The following is a 17,832-nucleotide window of genomic DNA, read 5'->3' as shown; positions in this document are numbered from 1 at the left end:
AGCTAAACAAGATATCAGGCAACCAAAATACTCGTCATCTTCCCACGGATGCGCATGTCGTAGGAAGATGAACAAAGGCATTGCTTAATGTGGAGTTTGTCTGTACACGAGGTCTGTCAACTTCCCTGCAGACGAGTCTTTCGCAGTGAGTGAGTTGAGCTAGCTCTGTGGAAAGGAAGTTTGGAGAAACACTGGCCATGCAGGGTTGCTCTCGGCTTCGATGTCGGGCCAGAGAGTCTGGCAGCGCCGAAGCAATTGAGCGGCCACCTCGGTCATTACTTCCAGCCCTTTGACTCCCCGCGTTGCTTCTTCCCATCGCGAGAGAGCGACCACCATCGCTTCACGCCTACTCCAGTTGTCGGCCCATGGCCTATTGTGTTTGATCAGGCGGAGAGACATCCATGAAAGCATCGCTATCGCTCGATAGGTACAGAGCATGGCCCACTCTGCTTGATAGATCTCATCGTCCTCCGCTGCTGGACAAGCGGGGAGCAGTGCTGTGCGCAGATGATTGCTCATCAGAGCAACACAGGCTTTGGGCAGTGGACAGAGGATATTCCATCCCGTCAGATCATAGAGGGCATGACGATACCCGCCATATTCAAAATCGAGCAGATAGATCGTGCTCCCACAGAGCTGATTATTGGTCGGTACCGGATCTCCATGTGTCAAGGCGAGAAACGCACCGGGATGGGCAAAGGTCTCAGCAATACGTTTGCATGCCTGCTCAAATCCTGCTGGAGGCCGATACGAAAGTTCACGGCACCAGTCCTCGACTTTGTGACAATCTTTGAGCCACCGTTCGGCTTCTTGAAAGCGCGATGAAACGCGCGCAAGAGAAAGGTCCCCACACAGGCGCTCAAACTGGAGCTCTTTTCCCATCGTGGTCGCGTGCAGTTTGCCCATCTGGCGAGCCAAAGTTCACAACATGCTGATTGCACGTGACGCATCATGCGAGCGCAAGAGCTGCTCAAAACTGTCCTCTTCCCCAAGATCTTCCATGACAAAGAGCCCATGCTCCCACGTGATGCGCAACGAGATGACAGCAAGGAGGCAAAAAAGAAACGAGAGCCTCTCAAGGAAAAAGAGATGAAGGAAGGGGAGATAGCGATGAAGAGATGGATGTCGATACCAGGTATTCGGGGAGCAGAAGGCATCTGGAAAGAACAAACAAGCGGTGAGAAATCGTTACGCAGCCGGAACCTTGCCACTATGGACATACTGAGCAAGAGCAGCAGGGAGCCCATAGATCGTGATCTCAAGTGAAGATGCGGTAGCAAGGCGAGCATTGCGAGCCATGCGCTCATCCCAACTGAGCCGCCAATGCGCCCGTTGAGAGCGGGTTTGCACATCTTGGCGGCTGACAGGCTGGTGCTCTTCTGATTGAGGAGAGCCAATGGTGACGGTTTGTGTGCGTAGCAGACGAATGAAACTCCGGCGAAGCTGACAGCGTGGCCAGTCTCCCCAAAGGACGGGATGAGGAGCAGGAGGCTCTGGAGGGGACGGAGCCGGAACGGATGGGGTGGAAGCGAGGGGCCAGAGCACAGCACTCACTTGTCGCGGCTTCCTCGTCGTGGCGGATTCTTGGCACTGTGCGCGAAGAGGACAGGGACGGCAATGTGTCATCCGAGCCCCGTAGACCACGCGCACGGTGCCGTTGCGTTCAGGTCTGCGCTCTTGCACCGTTAAAGGATGACCAGTCGGACAGCATAAGGTGCCATCAGATTGCAGAACAAAATCTGATCCGGCAAATCCTTTGGTAAAGGAGCGGCGGGCCCATCGGGGAGGCCCATACAAGGGAGCTTCACTGTCTTGTTCAGCAGTTTGTTTCTGAACTGGCTCGTTTGCTTGCTCAGCAGTCTGTTCCTGAGCCGGAGCACTGGCGAGAGCAGGAGCAAATTCGGTCCAACGTATGGAAGAAGGTGAGAGGCGCTGTCCAAGATCAAGACGAAGATTCCAGAGCCACTGATTGACAATCTGCCAAAACTCCTGACCACAAGCGGTGCGAGAACACCACCGATCCGAGTCTTGTTCGAGATCTTCATCCGAGAGCACCGTCTCAAATGCCCCCCGATGCAGGTAGAGATCAAGCACATCAGCACAGGTGAAGGCCGCCTGCGGGGCGGTCGTGAGAAAGAGTTCGTACACGGTTCCCGCACGCAGCATCCCAATGGACGGTTTGGCGGTGGAAGTGGTGGGGTGAGTCGCCACGATCAAACGAACAGAGGAGCCAGAGGGAAGGAGGGTCAGGTCGGGGCAATCGAAGAGGGCACGACTCGCGCCACTCTCGGGATGGTTGCTCTGGTGATCTGGCGGCAGTTTGAGGCGGGCGGCAACAGCAGGCACTCGAGCAAGCCGTAGTCTTTGCAGCGCACGATGAGCCCCATCCCAGACGAGAGGAACGTGCCCACAACAGCCAATGTGCCATACAAGCCATCAAGACGGACCAGGATGTGAGACAAGGGCATACAAAGCCAGCCTGCATAGCTGATGATAGCCTCACTGGCACGAGTGAGTTCGTTACGATAATCCCCATTGCCAGGGCCTCCGAAGGTACCTAGCCAGTGCTGGGAGTGAGCCTGCAGCACCATTGTTCGGGTTCGAGCCACCTCCCCGAACCAGCCTGGGATCGAGGGCACGGACTGCTCAGAGGTCTGGATAGTCACCGGCGAAGAGGCAATAACGGTCATGGTTCTTTCACCTTCTTCTCAGGAAAAGGATGAGGGAGGGGCGTCATACACCCATCCCGTGGACAGTTCCATGCTTCAACGAGCGTTTCCACGCGACGCCGTGCGCGAGCATTAGTGATTAGTGCGATGCGCTTGCCAGATTTGATTTCACTAAGGGTGCTTTGCCTGCAATGGTTTGGGGAATAGCATCGACCCGTTGCACCTGTATTCGTGGAGCCACCGCTTCCTGCGTAGCCAACGCGTTCTTCATCGAACTCTCTATCTGGCTGTCATCGAGCGCGCCGTGCCCATGTGCCAGGAGGATGTGCAATCCGTCGGTCTCCTGCACAACCTGCCACCCGCTTACCGGAAGCATATCCAGGAGGTTGTGGAAGATGAGCGGATGAATGCGTACCTCTCCACCGCCTGCTCTGGGGAAAGAGAGCACCTCCTGAATTCTGCCCTCGATGGCATCTATGAGCTTGAAAGGTCTCCCGCATGGGCACGGTTCGCTGGAAAAACGCACGCGGTCTTCTATCGTATAACGAATCAGCGGTTGCATGCGCTTGTAGAAAGGCGTGACCAGGAGCTTGTCGCCGAAGACTCCGGGGGGGACAGGCTGGTTGTCCTTGTCCACATTCTCGACCATCACCAGGTCTTCCATCACGTGCATTCCCCGGTGCTGGTCGCATTCGATGGCGATCCCGCCTGCCTCGGTAGCCGCATAGTTGTTGAAGACAGGCTTTCCCCACGCCTTCTCGATGCGCCGGCGTGTTTCTGCTGTCAGTACTTCGGAACCCACCATCACGGTCTGCGGGGCGATCTTGAGACGTCCGGCAAGTTGTTCATCAGCCAGGATACGTCCCATTGAAGCGTAGACAATCAGCAAGTCTGGCTGCCAGTCATTCAGACGCCTCACCATGCTGCCCAGGGGCTCAGTCGCGGCCAACAGCAACGTTGGCATAAGTAGATTCTGGGCGGATGTTCCTCCCTGTGCCGACATATGGAAAGTGGTCGTCGAGGCAATCTGCGCCAGTTTCCTTTTCTGGATGAAACTGAATGGTATCGGGGTGCGCGCGAAGGCGGAAGCCATCGTCGCCGCCCACTCGCCTCGGCTCCAGAGAACCACGGCAGGATGCCCGCTACTCCCAGACGTGGCGTTGATCACATAGCGCCCCAGAAAATAGTGGCTTCTTTCCTGGTCTTCCATATACTTCTTGACGTCTTCAAGATGCACGGCCCTGTCTGTGACGAGACTATCAAACTGATTCATCATATGTGCTTTGGTGAGCGCTGGCAGTTGGTCCAACGGGGCGTCATAGAGCCCGGTGTGGAATTGCTGGTAGAATGGCGAGTTCTCGTAGGCGTGCCTGCGCAAACTGTGTACCATGCGTTGTTGGTGTGCTTCCAGCAGCTTTCGGTTCCAGTGATCCTGTGATTTGAACTGCCTCTGTTTCATCACTACATCCAGCATGAACTTGATATCGACCATGATTCTTCCTTTCCTAAACATCTGTTGGCGGTTCCTCAATGAACGATTTTGAACGCTCCTTGTCTTTCCTTTTTGCCGATTATGATCGCTCCTTGCAGGCCATTCCCACATGACGACGGAGTTCCGCCTGGGTCAATCGCTATCCTGGTCTGCTCTGCTCTCTCCGGCGCGCGTCTCAGCTCTCGGACCCTCCCATGATTCCCGCCACAACAAAATCCGCAAGGTACTCCCGTGCATGCGCCAATGCGCTCGCGGAGGAAAGATCCGAGCCTGGAAGCAAGGTCTGGTACAGGGGAAGAGAGACAAGGTACGCCTGACAGATCTGCAAGAGCATCGTAAACTGAATCACCGGAAGGAAATCAGATCGCAGCAATCCGGCGCTTCGTGCCTTCCGAAAAAGCATCTCGAACTGGTCAGTATATTCGGGTGGAAAGCGTGCGGTGATCTGCGCGAAGATCCGCCAGCCCTCGGCCATTTCCCAGGTCAACATGCGCATGAAGCGTGGATGGTCGAGTAAGTAATCAAAGAGCGTTTGCACCATTGTTTTGAGGAAGTGCCTCCACTGGTGTGCCTGGGAGGCTGCGCTTTCGTCCTCCAGCAAAGGGGCAAAGACGCCCGCCAGGAGGGCATGGGCTTCCTGGTCAGCACGTTTGAGGACCTCGGCATAGAGGCCAAGCTTATCTCCATAGTAGCGAAAGAGCAGTTTTTTGTCATAGCCAGAAAGGTGCGCGATGCTATCGACCCGTGCACCATCGAAGCCGTGTTCGGCAAAGACGATTTCCGCCGCCTCCAGAATCGCCTCGCGGCTGCTCTCTCCTCGCCTCTTTCCTGATTCTGACATTGATTGTTTTCTCCTTGTATGTTGTCACTATCCAGTGACATCACCAACTGGTGACAGTATACAAGGAGAAAATCCATCTGTCAAGGGGGAATGAGGGCAAGAAGGAGGCTCTTTTTCTCAAAACTAACCAGTGAGAAAGAGAGCGGAAATGACCTTTCCATCTTCCAAATCTCTCACCATGCTATGACGATGATTCTCTCCTTCTCTTTATTGCTAGCTCGCTTATACATACCTCGTTGCGCATCACGTGGGATGCTCTGCATCTCCCCCGAAAAAATAGGGAGCAACAGGATGTTCATCAGCCAGCTGAGAAAGAAAGGCCAGGCTGGCCCAATCGGTCAAACCTCGGACAGGATCAAGAGAGTCCTTGAACCATTTCACGACAATGCTGGCGGGCAACGTTCCTGTTCCTTGAACCTGGCAACGGAGCACGTGATTGCGCCCTCGATCACTGATAAGCGTAGGCTGCTCAAGGTGAAAAGCTCCTTTCCAGATGCGTTGCAGGACGATCATGGCGCGAAGGGCGATCATCTCTCTCTCAATTTCTCTTGGCATCAAAGTATGCTCCTTTTCATCTGTTTTTCTTATCCTTCCATTCTATCAGCACTTCTCAAGTGAGACTCAGGTTAAATTCCATCGTCAGAACGATGGAATTTACAAGATGTTGTGAGGAGGAGTCGCGTCAGGAGCCACTTCGCTTAGATAACACTTGTAAGTGTTTATGATTGAAGGCCAGAGAGAGCTGCTTACATTTCGGGTCATTTACCACTAGTGAATTTCTATCGTATGTTTCTCTGACAAGAGAGACTACTTCAAAGAAAACCTAAGATTGTGCAGGAGATCTTGGGGCATAGTGAGATTAGTATGACGCTTAACACCTACTCGCATGTGTTGCCTACCATGCAGTAAGATGCGATGAACAAACTAACCAGGCTTCTTAATGACTAAGTTGAATTTTCTATTGTTGTGGGATATCTTTCGACAGAAGGAGGCTGATTTGGAGATACACGTACCAAAATATGATAGGAGCTTGAAGCTTGACTGGGAGGACCAGTTTACTATTCAAGCTAAGATAACAGGAGCATATTCTGTTGTGATCAAAGCAGATAAAGGGGGATTAATCTCACTTGCACGGCACTTACTAACTTTAGCTCAGGATAATGTACCCGCCGGATGCCACGTACATCTGGACGAATCTAACTCATTAGAAGAGGGTTCTTGCGAGATTATTCTTGAACGAGATTAATAGTAGTTGTTAATCTCATAGAGGAGCACTTGAGCTTAATATTCCGAGGACTCCTTTAAAATCCATGGAAAAGTAGCCATAAAATTTATTTGTAGCATTGGTTTAAGCACAGGAGGCGTGAGGATAGAGATTTTGTCAGTAAAAGAGATGCTGAATGTGTTAGTGCATGGAAGGAGACTTTGTTCAATTGGTTGCTTGAGGATTGTACCAGTGAATGTGTAAAAGCCGTCGTAAACATGTGTGCCATCATCATTTTTATATAAGACGCTCACCTCTCCTTCTTTCATAGGGTCAATCCCTAGACTGTTAAATGTGGCTAGTATCTCTGCTGGCAGGGAAGAACAAAGTTTAAAATAATTTTGACATCCCTGACAACGGCAACGGTTGATATATGGTCGATGCACATAAGCCTCTTTTGTGGACTCAACATCCACCTCAAGTATCCAATCTCCAAACTGTACTTGTGTGTAAGCCACGGCATTTCTCCGATAAACATTTTTTCTGTAAAATAAAAGTTAAACTTGTGAATACATTGCAAACAGTTTGGGATTGTAGGAATGTAGTTTCGATGTCAGTTTCGATGTCAACGCCCGACTAGTAGCCAACAAAAAACCGTGTTGCGTGGCCTCTGAGGCTCATGCACACGGTTTCCAAAAACGTAAAGGTGCCAAGAGACGGAATAGATGAGGTCTGTTCATGGCATCTCTTGTTATCCTGTTCCATGCTGGCATATCTATTCTAGTGTTAATACGTTAATTTAAAAAATTATGAAGAATGTCTGATTTTGGCGTCAGTTTTGGCGCTTGCGCCAAAATAATTTCTTTGTAATTTCAGCATAGAGCTATAATTTTTTGAGCTCTACTGGTTATTTCAGCAGCTTAAGAAGTGCGTATCTATCATAAACGTATTTGTTGACATTGCCGATAGGCGGTTATATGATGCCAGGAGTATACGGAGGGAGGCCGCACATGACATCACAGCCTATCACTGAGAATACGCTGTTTTATGGGGATAATCTTGATATTTTACGTCAGTATATTGCTGATAATAGTGTTGACCTGGTATATCTTGATCCGCCTTTTAACTCAAGCCGCAATTATAATGTGTTATTTAAGGATGAGAGCGGTAAAGATAGTGAATCACAAATCACAGCTTTTGAGGATACGTGGCATTGGAACCAGGCTGCAGAGCAGACTTATAACGACTTAGTTACTGACTCTGCGCCACATGTAAGTAAAATGATGGAAGCTTTGAGAGATTCTATTGGTACAAACCAAATGATGGCTTATCTGGTTATGATGGCATCCAGGCTCGTAGAATTACATCGCGTCCTTAAATCAACAGGTAGCCTTTATCTTCATTGTGATCCAACAGCAAGCCATTATTTAAAAATAATCCTCGATGTTATTTTTTCTCCACAGAATTTTAGAAATGAGATTATTTGGAAACGCCAGTCAGCGCATAGTGATGCAAAATATAAATTTGCGGATGTAGCAGATATTATCCTATTCTATGTAAAATCAAAAGAAGCTAAATTTAATCCACAGTATGGCCAGCATGATGCTACATATGTTGAAAAATTTTATCGTTTTGACGATAATGATGGGCGTGGTTTATATCGTCTTGATAATATAGCTAGTCCCAATCCCCGGCCAAATATGATGTATGAATGGTTGGGTTTCTCTTGGCCTCAAAAAGGATGGAGATATCAACGGGAGACAATGCAGCGATTGCATGATGAAGGACGGATTTATTATCCTCGGCATAAAGATGGTACATTTGACACCACAAAACGACCTGCAATTAAACGCTATCTACAGGAGCAGGAAGGTTCTATTATTACAAACGTTTGGATAGATATTCATCCACTACACAGCTCTGATGCAGAACGGCTTGGATATCCCACACAAAAGCCCTTATCACTACTTGAACGCATCATATCAGCTAGTAGTAAACCTGGGGATGTAGTTCTCGATCCATTTTGTGGTTGTGGTACTGCTATTGCAGCAGCACAGAAGCTAGATCGTAAATGGATCGGTGTCGATATCACTCATCTAAGCATTGCCCTTCAAAAATATCGTCTTGAAGCTATGTTTCCATCCATCAAGTTTAAAGTGAGAGGTGAGCCAACGGACCTGGGCGCAGCTCGTCAACTTGCACAGGAGGATCGTTATCAGTTCCAATGGTGGGCTCTATCCCTCGTTCGTGCTAAACCTCTTGGTGGTCAGGATGGAAGTAAAGAAGGTAAGAAAGGCAAAGATAAAGGGATTGATGGCGTGATAGCTTTTATTGACGATGTGACTGGCAAAGCTAAGCGCGTACTTGTCCAGGTGAAGTCTGGTCATGTGAAATCTGGTGATATTCGCGATCTACGGGGAACGATACAAAGAGAGCAGGCAGCTATTGGAGCATTCATAACTCTAGAAAGCCCTTCTCGCGACATGATCACGGAAAGTGTGAGCGCTGGTTTCTATCATTCAGTTGGCTGGGGACAGGATTATCCACGTATTCAAATACTTACTATTGACGACCTTCTACATGGCCGCGCTCAGCTGAAGATGCCGCCACAATTTGGCACATTTAAGCAGGCGTCACGAGTGCAGAGAAGCATAGCTGAGCAGCCTGAACTTTTCGGTTAAGAAGCATTATAGTCTGCTATTGTTGATGTGGGGATTATGTAAAAGCACCTGATAGCAGCCAGATGCTTTTACTTTAGCTTTTTGCAATAAGCCCTTTTTGATTGAGTGCCTGCTCCGTATGCTCGATGTCTAATGTTAATGCTGGTGTGGCAGATTTGATGGCTTTATAGACAATGTGGCTATGATCATATCGGTTAAATATGTCATCTAGCCTTTCTTTGAAAGAAACCTGTTTACCGTCTCCACTGGTGGTCATATCACAGTATGTTAGTGCGTCTGCAATAAGGGAGTGCTCACGAGGGATTCTTTCCAGTTCGGGTAAGAGACCTCTAAGTTCTGCTTCGAAGGTTGACTCTGAATGGTAGGCAACTAATGATGCTAGCCTATCCTGGTTGCAATTGTATAAATAGCAGGCTCCATCCAGGGGATGGAAGCCTGTCTTTTGGAGTGGTGGTGCGTAACCAATGTCATGCAGGTAAGCTGCAGCTATCAAGAGATTTCTATCTTCTTCATTGAAAATTGCGCCGACCCATTTTGCCCTCTCAACAACCCCCTGGACATGGAGCCAGCGATTGCCTAAGGATGCTAGCAATAATGTCGCTTGCTCTTCTGCCCATTTCTGAATCTCCATACTAAAGCCCTTCCCAAAGGCTAACGATCACTCGTGCCTCGATCCCTTTCAACTGTGCAACTTCGTCATTTCCATCCATGCTACTCACTTTTACATGCACCTGGTCAAGGCTAATTCCTAATCCATCGGCTATGTTGCGCTGCATTTCTGGTATGCGTTTTTTCATACGTGGTTGCTCGCCACATAAGATGGTTACATCGACATTGCTTACAAGTAAGTTTTTGGCCTCTATTAGCCGATGTCTGATGTCCGGAAGGTATTCAATTGATCTGACTCCTGTCTCTCCTTTGTCTGGAAACCAGTCATCAATATCACCGGTATTGGTAGCGCCTGCCAGAGCCATGACCAGGGCATGAGCAACTACGTCGCCATCGCTTCTTTTCGTATTCGGACCTTTGGAAAAGTTTTCAAATTCCACACCAGCCAATACCAGCTGGCGACCCTCAGCGAACGCATGGAAGTCTGATGCAAATGCAAGGCGTTGTTTTTTTGCCAATAGCATGGCCACCTCGTGAGCTAACTGGTTTTTTGTAGCTTCATCTATCGTATTCATCGACTGGCCTCCTCATCAATATCATATGAATAGGTATATTCATGCAGTGCCGCATTGGCAATAATGTGCGAATATTCAAACAGTGTTCCGTCCTTGGCCCATACCCAGCGATCCATATCTGTCACTGTCTGGGATCTGGGAATGTTAAGCAAATGAGCTTCCTCCGCAGTTGGAGGACGCATGTCTAATTTTTCGAACGCTTTGGCTGCAACGACTCCCGTCTGCTCTCGAAGCCATTTGAATAATGGTATGTAACCTTCATCTTTGCCCAGCAAATCACCTGCTAGAGATGCTAAGTAGTAGCTGTCTAGAATACGGTATGGCACCTTATCTACGATGTGGACCCTGTAGCGTCGAAGCAATTTGGTATCTGGCGTTGTTTGCAGTTTGTCAGCCAGGTCATCACCAGCTGGTATGATAGAAGATGGTTCAATGAAGCGTACAAGCGTTTGGCGGCCTTGCGCTTCCATAGCTCGTATAAATGAGCCTGCTCTCTTTAATTCCAATGCAGGCGCTTTCGAAGCTAGTGGCGAAGCTGGACCGATAGTAACTTTTGCGCTTGGAGTGCGTATAAAAATGCCACCTCTGGGTACAATGTCAATTGCATTTTCCGCCTGGAGCCTCAACAAAGCGCCTCTAATTGTTGCCCTACTCACATTTAATTCTTCAGTAAGTTCTCTCTCTGATGGGAGTCGTTGGCCAGCGGTGTATATTCCTCGCTCTATTCGGTTCAGCAGTTCTGATACCACCTCATCAATCTTTGTGTCTTTTTCCTTCGGCATCTCTTTATACGATCTCCTTTATTTGTCGTGGTAAGTACCACAGATTAATCACAGTTTAACACAATCACCATATTAAATCACCATTAATTTTAATTAACCCTATACTTTGGTCCGTACCAGTATTGACTTTTTGGTCCGTACCAGTGTATTATTGGATCGTACCAGTGAAATATCACTGGATGGTACTTAAACAAACGGAATAAGCGGGTACGTTCCGCTCCCCATATAGGCCGCTACCGAACGCACTAGGGACATGTTGAAGAGGCGACATAACTAATCTTGCATCAGCTAACCTTATCAATGGCTCTGAAGGCCCAAACGCAAGTCTAACCTTTTAACAGTGATAAGGGACAGGATAGAACGGATCGAGACGTTTAGGCCCTGTGTCCAGTGTGTGGATGAGATGAAGAGCGCCATATGTTGAGAAGCAGTGGTAGCGCTCACGGTAGCAGACGGCGGGGCCGTCTCACAAGCACAAGCAGGTGACAGGAAAGGAGGGTTTCACGATGTCATCTGCGTTGCTTGTCTCCCTTCTCTTGATAGTGACGGTCAATGGGTGCTTATTGAGCTCTCGTACTGAATAAGTAGCCACTGGCCTTGGCTGTCAAGGATCAGTAAGTTGGTAAAGGAGACCATGTGTCTATGATCACACCAGAGCAAGTGAAAGATGTGGAGCAATTGCGTAGTACTGTCCATGGGCTGATTAAAGGGACTTCTGATGAATACCTGCTGGCCACCTATAACGGTATTCTTCGCCGTCTTGACGAACGCATTCCCAAGATTAAGACCCGTGCTGAAGGCAAGTCGATGAAGTTAGAAAGTCGCGAAATTATCCGCCAACAGCGGGAAGCGATGCGACAAAAAAACGTTGCTCCTGCTGGCCGCCCTCAAACTTCCTCGCAAAAAACCGCGTAGTTTCCCCTCGGTTTTCGGTGGGGGTTTTCGTCGCCGCATGTTCGCCGTGAGGCCGCCGTAACCCCCGTTTTTGTGCTCAGAATAGCTGTACGCTTTGTGTACACCAATGAGCATTTAATTTTTTTCGTCACGTTTTCTTTTCAATTTCAGACGAAAGGAGATGCGATTTATGGCACGAAAAACGGGCGGATTTGTGGGATGGGTGGGAGCAAAAACGAGCGCCTGGCGAGAGCGACGGCAAAAGCCAGTCCCTATAACCGTCCAGGCATCAGTTCCTTCGGCTCCAGATTCCCCCGCTCCTCCTCGTTCTCTTCAAGAGCGTTTAGATGCCCGCTTTGAAGATATGATGAACGAAGTGGACGAGCTCAACAATGATGCTTACTCCCTGGAAGAACATGCGGAATACACGTTCCTCTCGGTTGTCCGCTTTGTACTCCCTTTTATCTTCTTTCTGGCGTTTGGGTATGAGGATGGCCTGTTTATGACCGGGTTTCGTGAGTTCAGCTTTGTCTCGTTTGTGTTGATCATGTATGTGATTGGCTACGGACTGGAAGGGCTACGCACGAGCCTTGTCTACTCAATGAGCTTTAGTCGTACCGAACAACGTCGCCGCGCCTTTAAGCAACAGATGATCTTCTGGATCATTATGAGCGTTGGCTGTGGTATCGCTCAGCTAGCATCTGCGCTGGTGATCCAGGCCTTAGGTAGCGATAAGGCGGTGGTTGGCAATGATGCGATTGCCCTGGGTGCGCAGGTGATCATGGGTAAGCTCCCCTGGATTGTCTACCTGGCTATTGGCGTTCGGGTGGCGTTGTGCGCAGTCGCTGACTGTGTCTGTAGTGGTTTCTTGCATAAGAAGCGCGAAACGATTGAGCAGAAGGTCGCCAAGATCACGACCCGCGCCTCAAACCTTGGGACGGTTGTCCAGGCGAACTTAAATGCCCAGTCTATGATTGACAATGCTCAACAGTTTCAGCAAATGATCGCCAGCCAGACGGCGGAACTCAAGGAACTGCGCAATCAGCAAAAGACCGTTTTCGATGTGGTCTTCAAGGCTGGAATGAACCAGGTGAATCGGATCACGGAAGTCACAAGTACGCCGGAATTGCCGCCACCAGATGAATAGAAAGGAGGTAGGTAAAGATGCCCAAGCGCCGCTATACTCGCTATACCTTTGAGGATACGCAGCGTGCCATTCAGCATCAACAATGGCAGGCGGGTGTACGCGTTATTGCCGGCACTGCGTCGGCGAATGGGCGGCGGATTCAGATCTACTCAGAGAAGCATAGGCGCAATCTCTGGGTAGTTCTGCTGGCCCGCTCTTCTCATTGGTATCGGTATTGTTTGAATACGTATGACTGCGGGATTGAAGCCATTGTTGCGGGTACCCATGATTCCTGCGTTAGTGTGCCTATTTTGGCCATGGATACCCTTGAATGGCACGAGCCCTACAAGACCCGCTTTGAACACTCGTTACCTCTCCCTAAAGGCCTCGATATACGCCAGCATCCTGATCGCTTTGAACTGTTTCGACGATCCCACTATGGACATTGCGTTCTGGTTGGGGCGTTAATTGTTGGCCGCCAGGAAGCGATCGATCGATTGATGACGTTTCCGCCACGAACACGCCGGGACATTGAAGGAGAAGTACGACGGCTCAGGCACCGGCGGCCTGGTCGTCCATTGCAATTGTGGGATACGATCCCGAAGGAGCATTGATCAAAGATGGTATATGTTTTTCCGCTCATTGTTATCGCGATTGTGGTTGGCTATCTTGTTGGAATTGGATACTATACACGTCGGCTACGCACACAGCCGAAACCCTATTCATTAGCCTGGTGTCAGCGCTATCTCAAAGATGTGATGCGGTTGCGTCAATCGATCTGGGTGGTTCTGGGCCTCTTAGCTGCGAATGCTGGGATATTCCTCATTCCCGCGCTGTTTCACTTTGGGGATGCCAGTGCTGCATCTCTGTTTGGCCTGGTCGATCTCCTCTGCACAATCCCCATGTGGTTTGCCTGGCGCTGGTCCACACGGTTAACCGTGTTGGCGGCACGCTTTGTTCGCCTCGATGAACAGGGACAACCTTACTAAAATCGTTATTGATGTGCTGTACAAAAAAGACTTCTTCATGCAGTCGCGTGCTGCAGAAAGGATGTGTCTCATGCCCTCTATTCTCATGCTTGGGCTCGTTGGTATTGTGATAATTCTGGGCGTTTTCATGACCATTGGCGATAAGAAAGATCCCATCAGTCGCCTGGCGGTGGTCATTGGAATTGTCCTTATTGTTATGATTGTGCTCAACTTTTCAACGTTCAATCATCTGGTGCTCAGCTGGATGGAAAAGTATCCCTTCTTCCGTACCCTGGTCGAGGCAAAATAAAGCGCGGTCCTCTACAACCTTCTCACAAGTTAGAGAAACCGCGTTTCGTGAGATCCTAAGCCCACCTGCTTATGTCTAGTATAGCATAGGCGGTGGGCTTTTTGTGGAAATGGAGGTCCACATGTCTTCTCGCTCTGCAACGCTTCTTTTGTTGCTCGTCGCGGCTGCCGTCGGCTATGTGCTGCTGGCTCCCGTTCATCCCACCCAGGCAGTCACCACTGCACCCATGCATGTCCAAACCACGGCAACGACTGATCGTATCCTTGGGCGTCCCAGTGTCTCAGCCGCCTTTATGGATCAGGTGTTAGCGCAAGCAGGCTCACCTGCCAAGGGCTTAGGTGACACGCTCTATCAGCTGGGCCAGGAAACGGGCATTGACCCGGTGTATGCCCTGGCCTTCTTCCATCATGAAAGTTCCTTCGGGTTGCGCGGCGTGGCGGCGCAGACGCACAGCCTGGGCAATATCCGCTGCACCGCCGGATGGACGTGCGACTCCAGCGGTGGCTATCGTTCCTATGGTACCTGGATATTAGGCGCGGAAGATTGGTTCAATCTGATCCAGCATGTCTATGTGGAACAGGGGCTGAATACGGTCGCCAAGATCATTCCCAAGTATGCACCGACGGCGGACAATAACGACGAGCAGGCCTATATCCAGGCTGTGTGTGATGATGTTGCTCGCTGGCGAGCAGGGCAGGTGTAGTCATGAAACAAACACTTCTCTCGACACAACGTTCTGGCCAGGTCTGTTTCATGTGCCATACGCTGCACGAACATGACCAGGCAGCCCTTTGTTCCTTTCATGCCCTGCTGTTTTCACTGCGTCTCTTCTGCTTTCTCGTACGAACACGACAAGTGGGGAGGTGGATACGATGATACCTCTGATGTATCTCTGGGCTGGATTATTCCTGGTGGTGATCCTGGCACAAAGCGTCTTGCTATGCTGGTATGGCTGGCCAGCGATCCGGCGCATGATGCACTGTCCCTGGTGCTGGCAATCCTGCCATCTGATGCAGCATTATCCTGCTCGCTGGTCTTCCACCATGTGTCCCCATCATGCGCAGCGCATTCGTGCTCAACGGGCTCTTCAACGTGCGCAGCGCCTGGTCCATTCCTAAGAGGTGTTGCGTATGATGTGGATACGCCGCACCCTGTACCCACCCAATTGGAGCGAGCTTTCCGGGGCGTGTAAAGTGGCGGCCGGATGGCGCTGTCAGCGCTGTCGTATTCGCCAGGGGGCTACCCGCACAAGTAAGCGTACCGGGCGGCCCTATCGCGTCTGGTTACATGCCGCTCATGTGCGCTTACATGACACCCGCAATCCTGCCCCTGATCTCCTGTGTCTCTGCCCTACGTGCCACGGCCGCTATGACTACCAGCTGCACCGCCGCGAAGGTCAGATCCGCTTGGAAATCCTGAAGCATCGAATGCGGCGGCGCTCTGGCCCGATGGCCAGGTCATTACATACTGGCTCCCTCTAATACATGAGAATGACTGACCCTCATCATTACGGTGAGGGTCAGTGTGTGAGGAAAACCACGATGATGCAAACATCTACGCTTGAAGGTTTCTGTCAAACCTGTCCTGATCCGCAGGAGGTGGCGGCCATGCTGGAGCCGCTGGGATTGTCCCTGCAATTTCAGTCAGCCGTCTCCATCTCGTATAGCGCACCGTATTTGCCTGCGCAATATCACTATCAAGGTGCACAGGGCACAGAGGTCATTTTTCTGGCAGGCAAAGATACTCCTGAAAATGGAACCCGCTTCCCGCCGCACCGTTCCCGCTGGTGGATCTACCGTGGTGCTAGCCACTATGCCTTCAACCTGGTCGCGCAAGAAATTGCTGCGCGCTGGGGTATTGACTGGCTTGATAACCAGGAGTCAGCGCAGCATTCCGTTGCCTAGTTCAACGAAAGGATGTCACCAAATGGACATCTGTCAGGGCTGTGCCCAACTTAAACCCTGTCTTCGTTTTCGGCGGTTTCTCAAAGGAACCGTCATTTTTGTGTACCTGTGTCATGCCTGTGTGTCCAAGAAAGGAGTTGCTCATGCGCAAACAGCGTGAAATCTTGCCCAGCGACTATCATGTGACGATCGCTGAGATCGAGCGGCGGTTCTATCCCCTGCACATATCGACAAGTGAGGACGGCCGACAGATTGAGCGTTTTTCACCATACTACTGGTCATTTGAAGACAGTTATAGCATCCCCTATGCACTTGGCCCTCGCCACACCACTGGTCTGGTCTCGTTTCCGACCTATGCCGATGCCGTCACGTTTTGTCATCGTGAGCGGGAAGAAGTGGATGTGCTTCTTGAGTGCCGGAAGAAGGCGGCCCGCTGTGAAGTTTATCCTGAACGCAATGCCTGGTATGGTCAGGAGATTGAACATCTGACCGGAAACGCTCCATTCCATTATTCGACCCTCTTTGAGGAACACGCAATGGTCACTGATACGTACGGAACCATATATAGCTTGGAGGCCCTGACGCTCGATGAAGCGATGTGCCAGTTGTATGAGCGTGTGTGCGCAGAGAGGCCCTCTCCATCCACCCAAGAGCAGGTAACGGTTTAAAAGGAGTATGCATGAGCAATCGTGACTATAACCCAGCGCCGAAGAAACGTTCATCAACCCGCTGGCTGACGGTGTTCTTGGATCTCTGGTTTCTCTTTGGTTTCGTGCTCGGCCACCAGCTGCACAGCTATGAAGCGTTTCTGGTGGTCTGTGTCTCTGGAGCTATTCTGACAATTATGCACCTGTTGTTTGTGCTGAAATAAGACGCATGTTCTGTCCTTGGAGGCATTCTATGGGAATTATTCACTTTGGTCGAGGGCCACAGACACAAAAGTTGAGCCAGGAACAGTGTGAAGCAGAAATCACACGCCTTGCGGAAAAAGCAAAGCATAACAATATTCCGTTTGCACAACGAGGGAGCAAGGTTCATCTTGGCAATGAGCAGTCTTCTCGTCACATAGAAATTGACACGTCGTACTACGAGGGCGCGGAAGATGCTATCGCTGATTGGATGGATAGGCGCGGGAGTCAGGCGAGCAATTACATTCGCAATGGGCAGCCTCGTGATGCTGGTTTGGTGTATTGTGATGCCTGCGAAGGCTATTATTATCCACATGAGCATTAAGAAAGATCATCAGCCCTTGTAGCCGTTGCTATGAGGGCTTTTTTGGTGAGAAGAGAGGTGACCACCTGTGAAAGAGTACGAAGATCCACACAAACACCTGGCTCGTCACATGGACGCCGCTGCAAAAAAGTATGCAGAGGGCCTCATCCAAGCTGGTATTGACGAGCCTAGCCCACTATTGACGCGCGCAATGGCAGAGCGGGCGCTACAGGATGCACAAAAAGACTATGAGCGAGAAAGCCTGGCTGTTCTCAACCATAACATTGAGGAGATCATGAAAGAGGCGAGCCGTCTCCACCGTCAGGCCAGAAGAAAGGATGCTCCTGTGTTTCTCGGGATTTTCTCTTTCATTGCTTTTGTCTTTAGCATCATGGCCTGCATGTCATTTCTCAACCACAATGTTGTACTTGGTTGCAGCTATTGCCTGGGAGTGGCTGTCTTCAGTTTGCTGATTATCGGCGTCGGTATCGATCTGCTACGCAAGGATCGGTAGGGATGTTTTATACGGAGTTTGACCAATAATTCGAAAGAAAAGTGAGGTACA

General features: G+C 50.1%; 25 protein-coding genes. 15 read left to right on the top strand and 10 right to left on the bottom strand.

Going from position 1 to position 17,832, the window contains the following annotated elements; translation table 11 throughout:
* Window positions 1-159 precede the first annotated feature (159 nt).
* The 6 genes from EL645_RS11740 to EL645_RS11715 all read right to left on the bottom strand — a co-directional run bounded on the left by EL645_RS11740 (window position 160) and on the right by EL645_RS11715 (window position 5,557).
* Window positions 160-918 (bottom strand): hypothetical protein, encoded by a 759-nt coding sequence (locus EL645_RS11740; RefSeq protein ID WP_126550200.1) that lies wholly within the window; start codon window positions 916-918, stop codon window positions 160-162.
* 270 nt (window positions 919-1,188) lie between these two features.
* The gene (locus EL645_RS11735; RefSeq protein WP_246035345.1) at window positions 1,189-2,346 is read right to left on the bottom strand and encodes a hypothetical protein; all 1,158 of its coding nucleotides are present in this window, start codon (window positions 2,344-2,346) and stop codon (window positions 1,189-1,191) included.
* Window positions 2,247-2,690, bottom strand: a complete 444-nt coding sequence (locus tag EL645_RS11730; RefSeq protein ID WP_126550199.1) for a hypothetical protein — start codon at window positions 2,688-2,690, stop codon at window positions 2,247-2,249. Before EL645_RS11730 ends, EL645_RS11735 begins: the two co-directional genes overlap by 100 nt.
* A gap of 118 nt (window positions 2,691-2,808) precedes the next feature.
* The gene (locus tag EL645_RS11725) at window positions 2,809-4,161 is read right to left on the bottom strand and encodes a phenylacetate--CoA ligase family protein (RefSeq protein ID WP_161977312.1); all 1,353 of its coding nucleotides are present in this window, start codon (window positions 4,159-4,161) and stop codon (window positions 2,809-2,811) included.
* Between the two features lie 175 nt (window positions 4,162-4,336).
* Window positions 4,337-5,002, bottom strand: a complete 666-nt coding sequence (locus EL645_RS11720) for a TetR/AcrR family transcriptional regulator (protein ID WP_126550197.1) — start codon at window positions 5,000-5,002, stop codon at window positions 4,337-4,339.
* Between the two features lie 243 nt (window positions 5,003-5,245).
* Complete coding sequence (locus EL645_RS11715) at window positions 5,246-5,557, bottom strand: hypothetical protein (protein WP_126550196.1); 312 nt, start codon at window positions 5,555-5,557, stop codon at window positions 5,246-5,248.
* Between the two features lie 385 nt (window positions 5,558-5,942).
* Between EL645_RS11715 and EL645_RS46225 the strand changes: the two genes are divergently transcribed.
* Window positions 5,943-6,248 carry an Imm32 family immunity protein gene (locus tag EL645_RS46225; RefSeq protein ID WP_126550195.1) on the top strand — a complete coding sequence of 102 codons (306 nt, stop codon included), beginning with the start codon at window positions 5,943-5,945 and terminating at the stop codon, window positions 6,246-6,248.
* A 35-nt stretch (window positions 6,249-6,283) separates the two neighbouring features.
* Here EL645_RS46225 and EL645_RS11700 read toward each other — a convergent pair whose 3' ends face one another.
* Window positions 6,284-6,724, bottom strand: coding sequence for a hypothetical protein (locus EL645_RS11700; protein WP_126550194.1), 441 nt, complete (start codon window positions 6,722-6,724; stop codon window positions 6,284-6,286).
* Window positions 6,725-7,216: 492 nt separating this feature from the next.
* Between EL645_RS11700 and EL645_RS11695 the strand changes: the two genes are divergently transcribed.
* Window positions 7,217-8,887 carry a DNA methyltransferase gene (locus EL645_RS11695; protein WP_126550193.1) on the top strand — a complete coding sequence of 557 codons (1,671 nt, stop codon included), beginning with the start codon at window positions 7,217-7,219 and terminating at the stop codon, window positions 8,885-8,887.
* A 73-nt stretch (window positions 8,888-8,960) separates the two neighbouring features.
* Here the strand turns inward: EL645_RS11695 and EL645_RS11690 are convergent, their stop codons facing one another.
* The 3 genes from EL645_RS11690 to EL645_RS11680 are packed head-to-tail and all read right to left on the bottom strand — an operon-like array spanning window position 8,961 to window position 10,853.
* The gene (locus EL645_RS11690) at window positions 8,961-9,518 is read right to left on the bottom strand and encodes an HD domain-containing protein (protein WP_126550192.1); all 558 of its coding nucleotides are present in this window, start codon (window positions 9,516-9,518) and stop codon (window positions 8,961-8,963) included.
* A 1-nt stretch (window position 9,519) separates the two neighbouring features.
* The gene (locus EL645_RS11685; RefSeq protein ID WP_126550191.1) at window positions 9,520-10,071 is read right to left on the bottom strand and encodes a 2-C-methyl-D-erythritol 2,4-cyclodiphosphate synthase; all 552 of its coding nucleotides are present in this window, start codon (window positions 10,069-10,071) and stop codon (window positions 9,520-9,522) included.
* Window positions 10,068-10,853, bottom strand: coding sequence for a GntR family transcriptional regulator (locus tag EL645_RS11680; RefSeq protein ID WP_126550190.1), 786 nt, complete (start codon window positions 10,851-10,853; stop codon window positions 10,068-10,070). Before EL645_RS11680 ends, EL645_RS11685 begins: the two co-directional genes overlap by 4 nt.
* Window positions 10,854-11,495: 642 nt before the next feature.
* On the opposite strand from EL645_RS11680, the gene EL645_RS11675 reads away from it, so the two are divergent.
* From EL645_RS11675 to EL645_RS11615, 13 genes are all read left to right on the top strand, one after another.
* A complete protein-coding gene (locus EL645_RS11675) occupies window positions 11,496-11,768 on the top strand; it encodes a hypothetical protein (protein WP_126550189.1) in 273 nt (90 codons plus the stop codon).
* 169 nt (window positions 11,769-11,937) lie between these two features.
* Window positions 11,938-12,894 carry an ABC transporter permease gene (locus EL645_RS11670; protein ID WP_126550188.1) on the top strand — a complete coding sequence of 319 codons (957 nt, stop codon included), beginning with the start codon at window positions 11,938-11,940 and terminating at the stop codon, window positions 12,892-12,894.
* A 17-nt stretch (window positions 12,895-12,911) separates the two neighbouring features.
* Window positions 12,912-13,487 (top strand): hypothetical protein, encoded by a 576-nt coding sequence (locus EL645_RS11665; protein ID WP_126550187.1) that lies wholly within the window; start codon window positions 12,912-12,914, stop codon window positions 13,485-13,487.
* Between the two features lie 6 nt (window positions 13,488-13,493).
* The gene (locus EL645_RS11660) at window positions 13,494-13,862 is read left to right on the top strand and encodes a hypothetical protein (RefSeq protein WP_126550186.1); all 369 of its coding nucleotides are present in this window, start codon (window positions 13,494-13,496) and stop codon (window positions 13,860-13,862) included.
* Between the two features lie 70 nt (window positions 13,863-13,932).
* Entirely contained in the window at window positions 13,933-14,151 is a 219-nt protein-coding gene (locus EL645_RS11655; RefSeq protein WP_126550185.1) for a hypothetical protein, read from the top strand.
* A 121-nt stretch (window positions 14,152-14,272) separates the two neighbouring features.
* Window positions 14,273-14,854, top strand: coding sequence for a glucosaminidase domain-containing protein (locus tag EL645_RS11650; RefSeq protein WP_161977311.1), 582 nt, complete (start codon window positions 14,273-14,275; stop codon window positions 14,852-14,854).
* A 169-nt stretch (window positions 14,855-15,023) separates the two neighbouring features.
* Window positions 15,024-15,269, top strand: a complete 246-nt coding sequence (locus EL645_RS11645; protein WP_126550183.1) for a hypothetical protein — start codon at window positions 15,024-15,026, stop codon at window positions 15,267-15,269.
* A 12-nt stretch (window positions 15,270-15,281) separates the two neighbouring features.
* Complete coding sequence (locus tag EL645_RS11640; protein ID WP_126550182.1) at window positions 15,282-15,632, top strand: hypothetical protein; 351 nt, start codon at window positions 15,282-15,284, stop codon at window positions 15,630-15,632.
* A gap of 60 nt (window positions 15,633-15,692) precedes the next feature.
* Window positions 15,693-16,055 (top strand): hypothetical protein, encoded by a 363-nt coding sequence (locus EL645_RS11635; RefSeq protein WP_126550181.1) that lies wholly within the window; start codon window positions 15,693-15,695, stop codon window positions 16,053-16,055.
* Between the two features lie 143 nt (window positions 16,056-16,198).
* Window positions 16,199-16,723 (top strand): hypothetical protein, encoded by a 525-nt coding sequence (locus tag EL645_RS11630; RefSeq protein WP_126550180.1) that lies wholly within the window; start codon window positions 16,199-16,201, stop codon window positions 16,721-16,723.
* 11 nt (window positions 16,724-16,734) lie between these two features.
* Complete coding sequence (locus EL645_RS11625; protein WP_126550179.1) at window positions 16,735-16,926, top strand: hypothetical protein; 192 nt, start codon at window positions 16,735-16,737, stop codon at window positions 16,924-16,926.
* A 29-nt stretch (window positions 16,927-16,955) separates the two neighbouring features.
* Entirely contained in the window at window positions 16,956-17,288 is a 333-nt protein-coding gene (locus EL645_RS11620) for a hypothetical protein (RefSeq protein WP_126550178.1), read from the top strand.
* 67 nt (window positions 17,289-17,355) lie between these two features.
* Complete coding sequence (locus EL645_RS11615; protein WP_126550177.1) at window positions 17,356-17,781, top strand: hypothetical protein; 426 nt, start codon at window positions 17,356-17,358, stop codon at window positions 17,779-17,781.
* Window positions 17,782-17,832: the final 51 nt, after the last annotated feature.

The organism is Dictyobacter kobayashii, from assembly GCF_003967555.1.
Classification (GTDB): domain Bacteria; phylum Chloroflexota; class Ktedonobacteria; order Ktedonobacterales; family Ktedonobacteraceae; genus Dictyobacter; species Dictyobacter kobayashii.
Note: the sequence above shows the minus strand (reverse complement) of the source record. Positions and strands in the feature narration are given on the sequence as shown.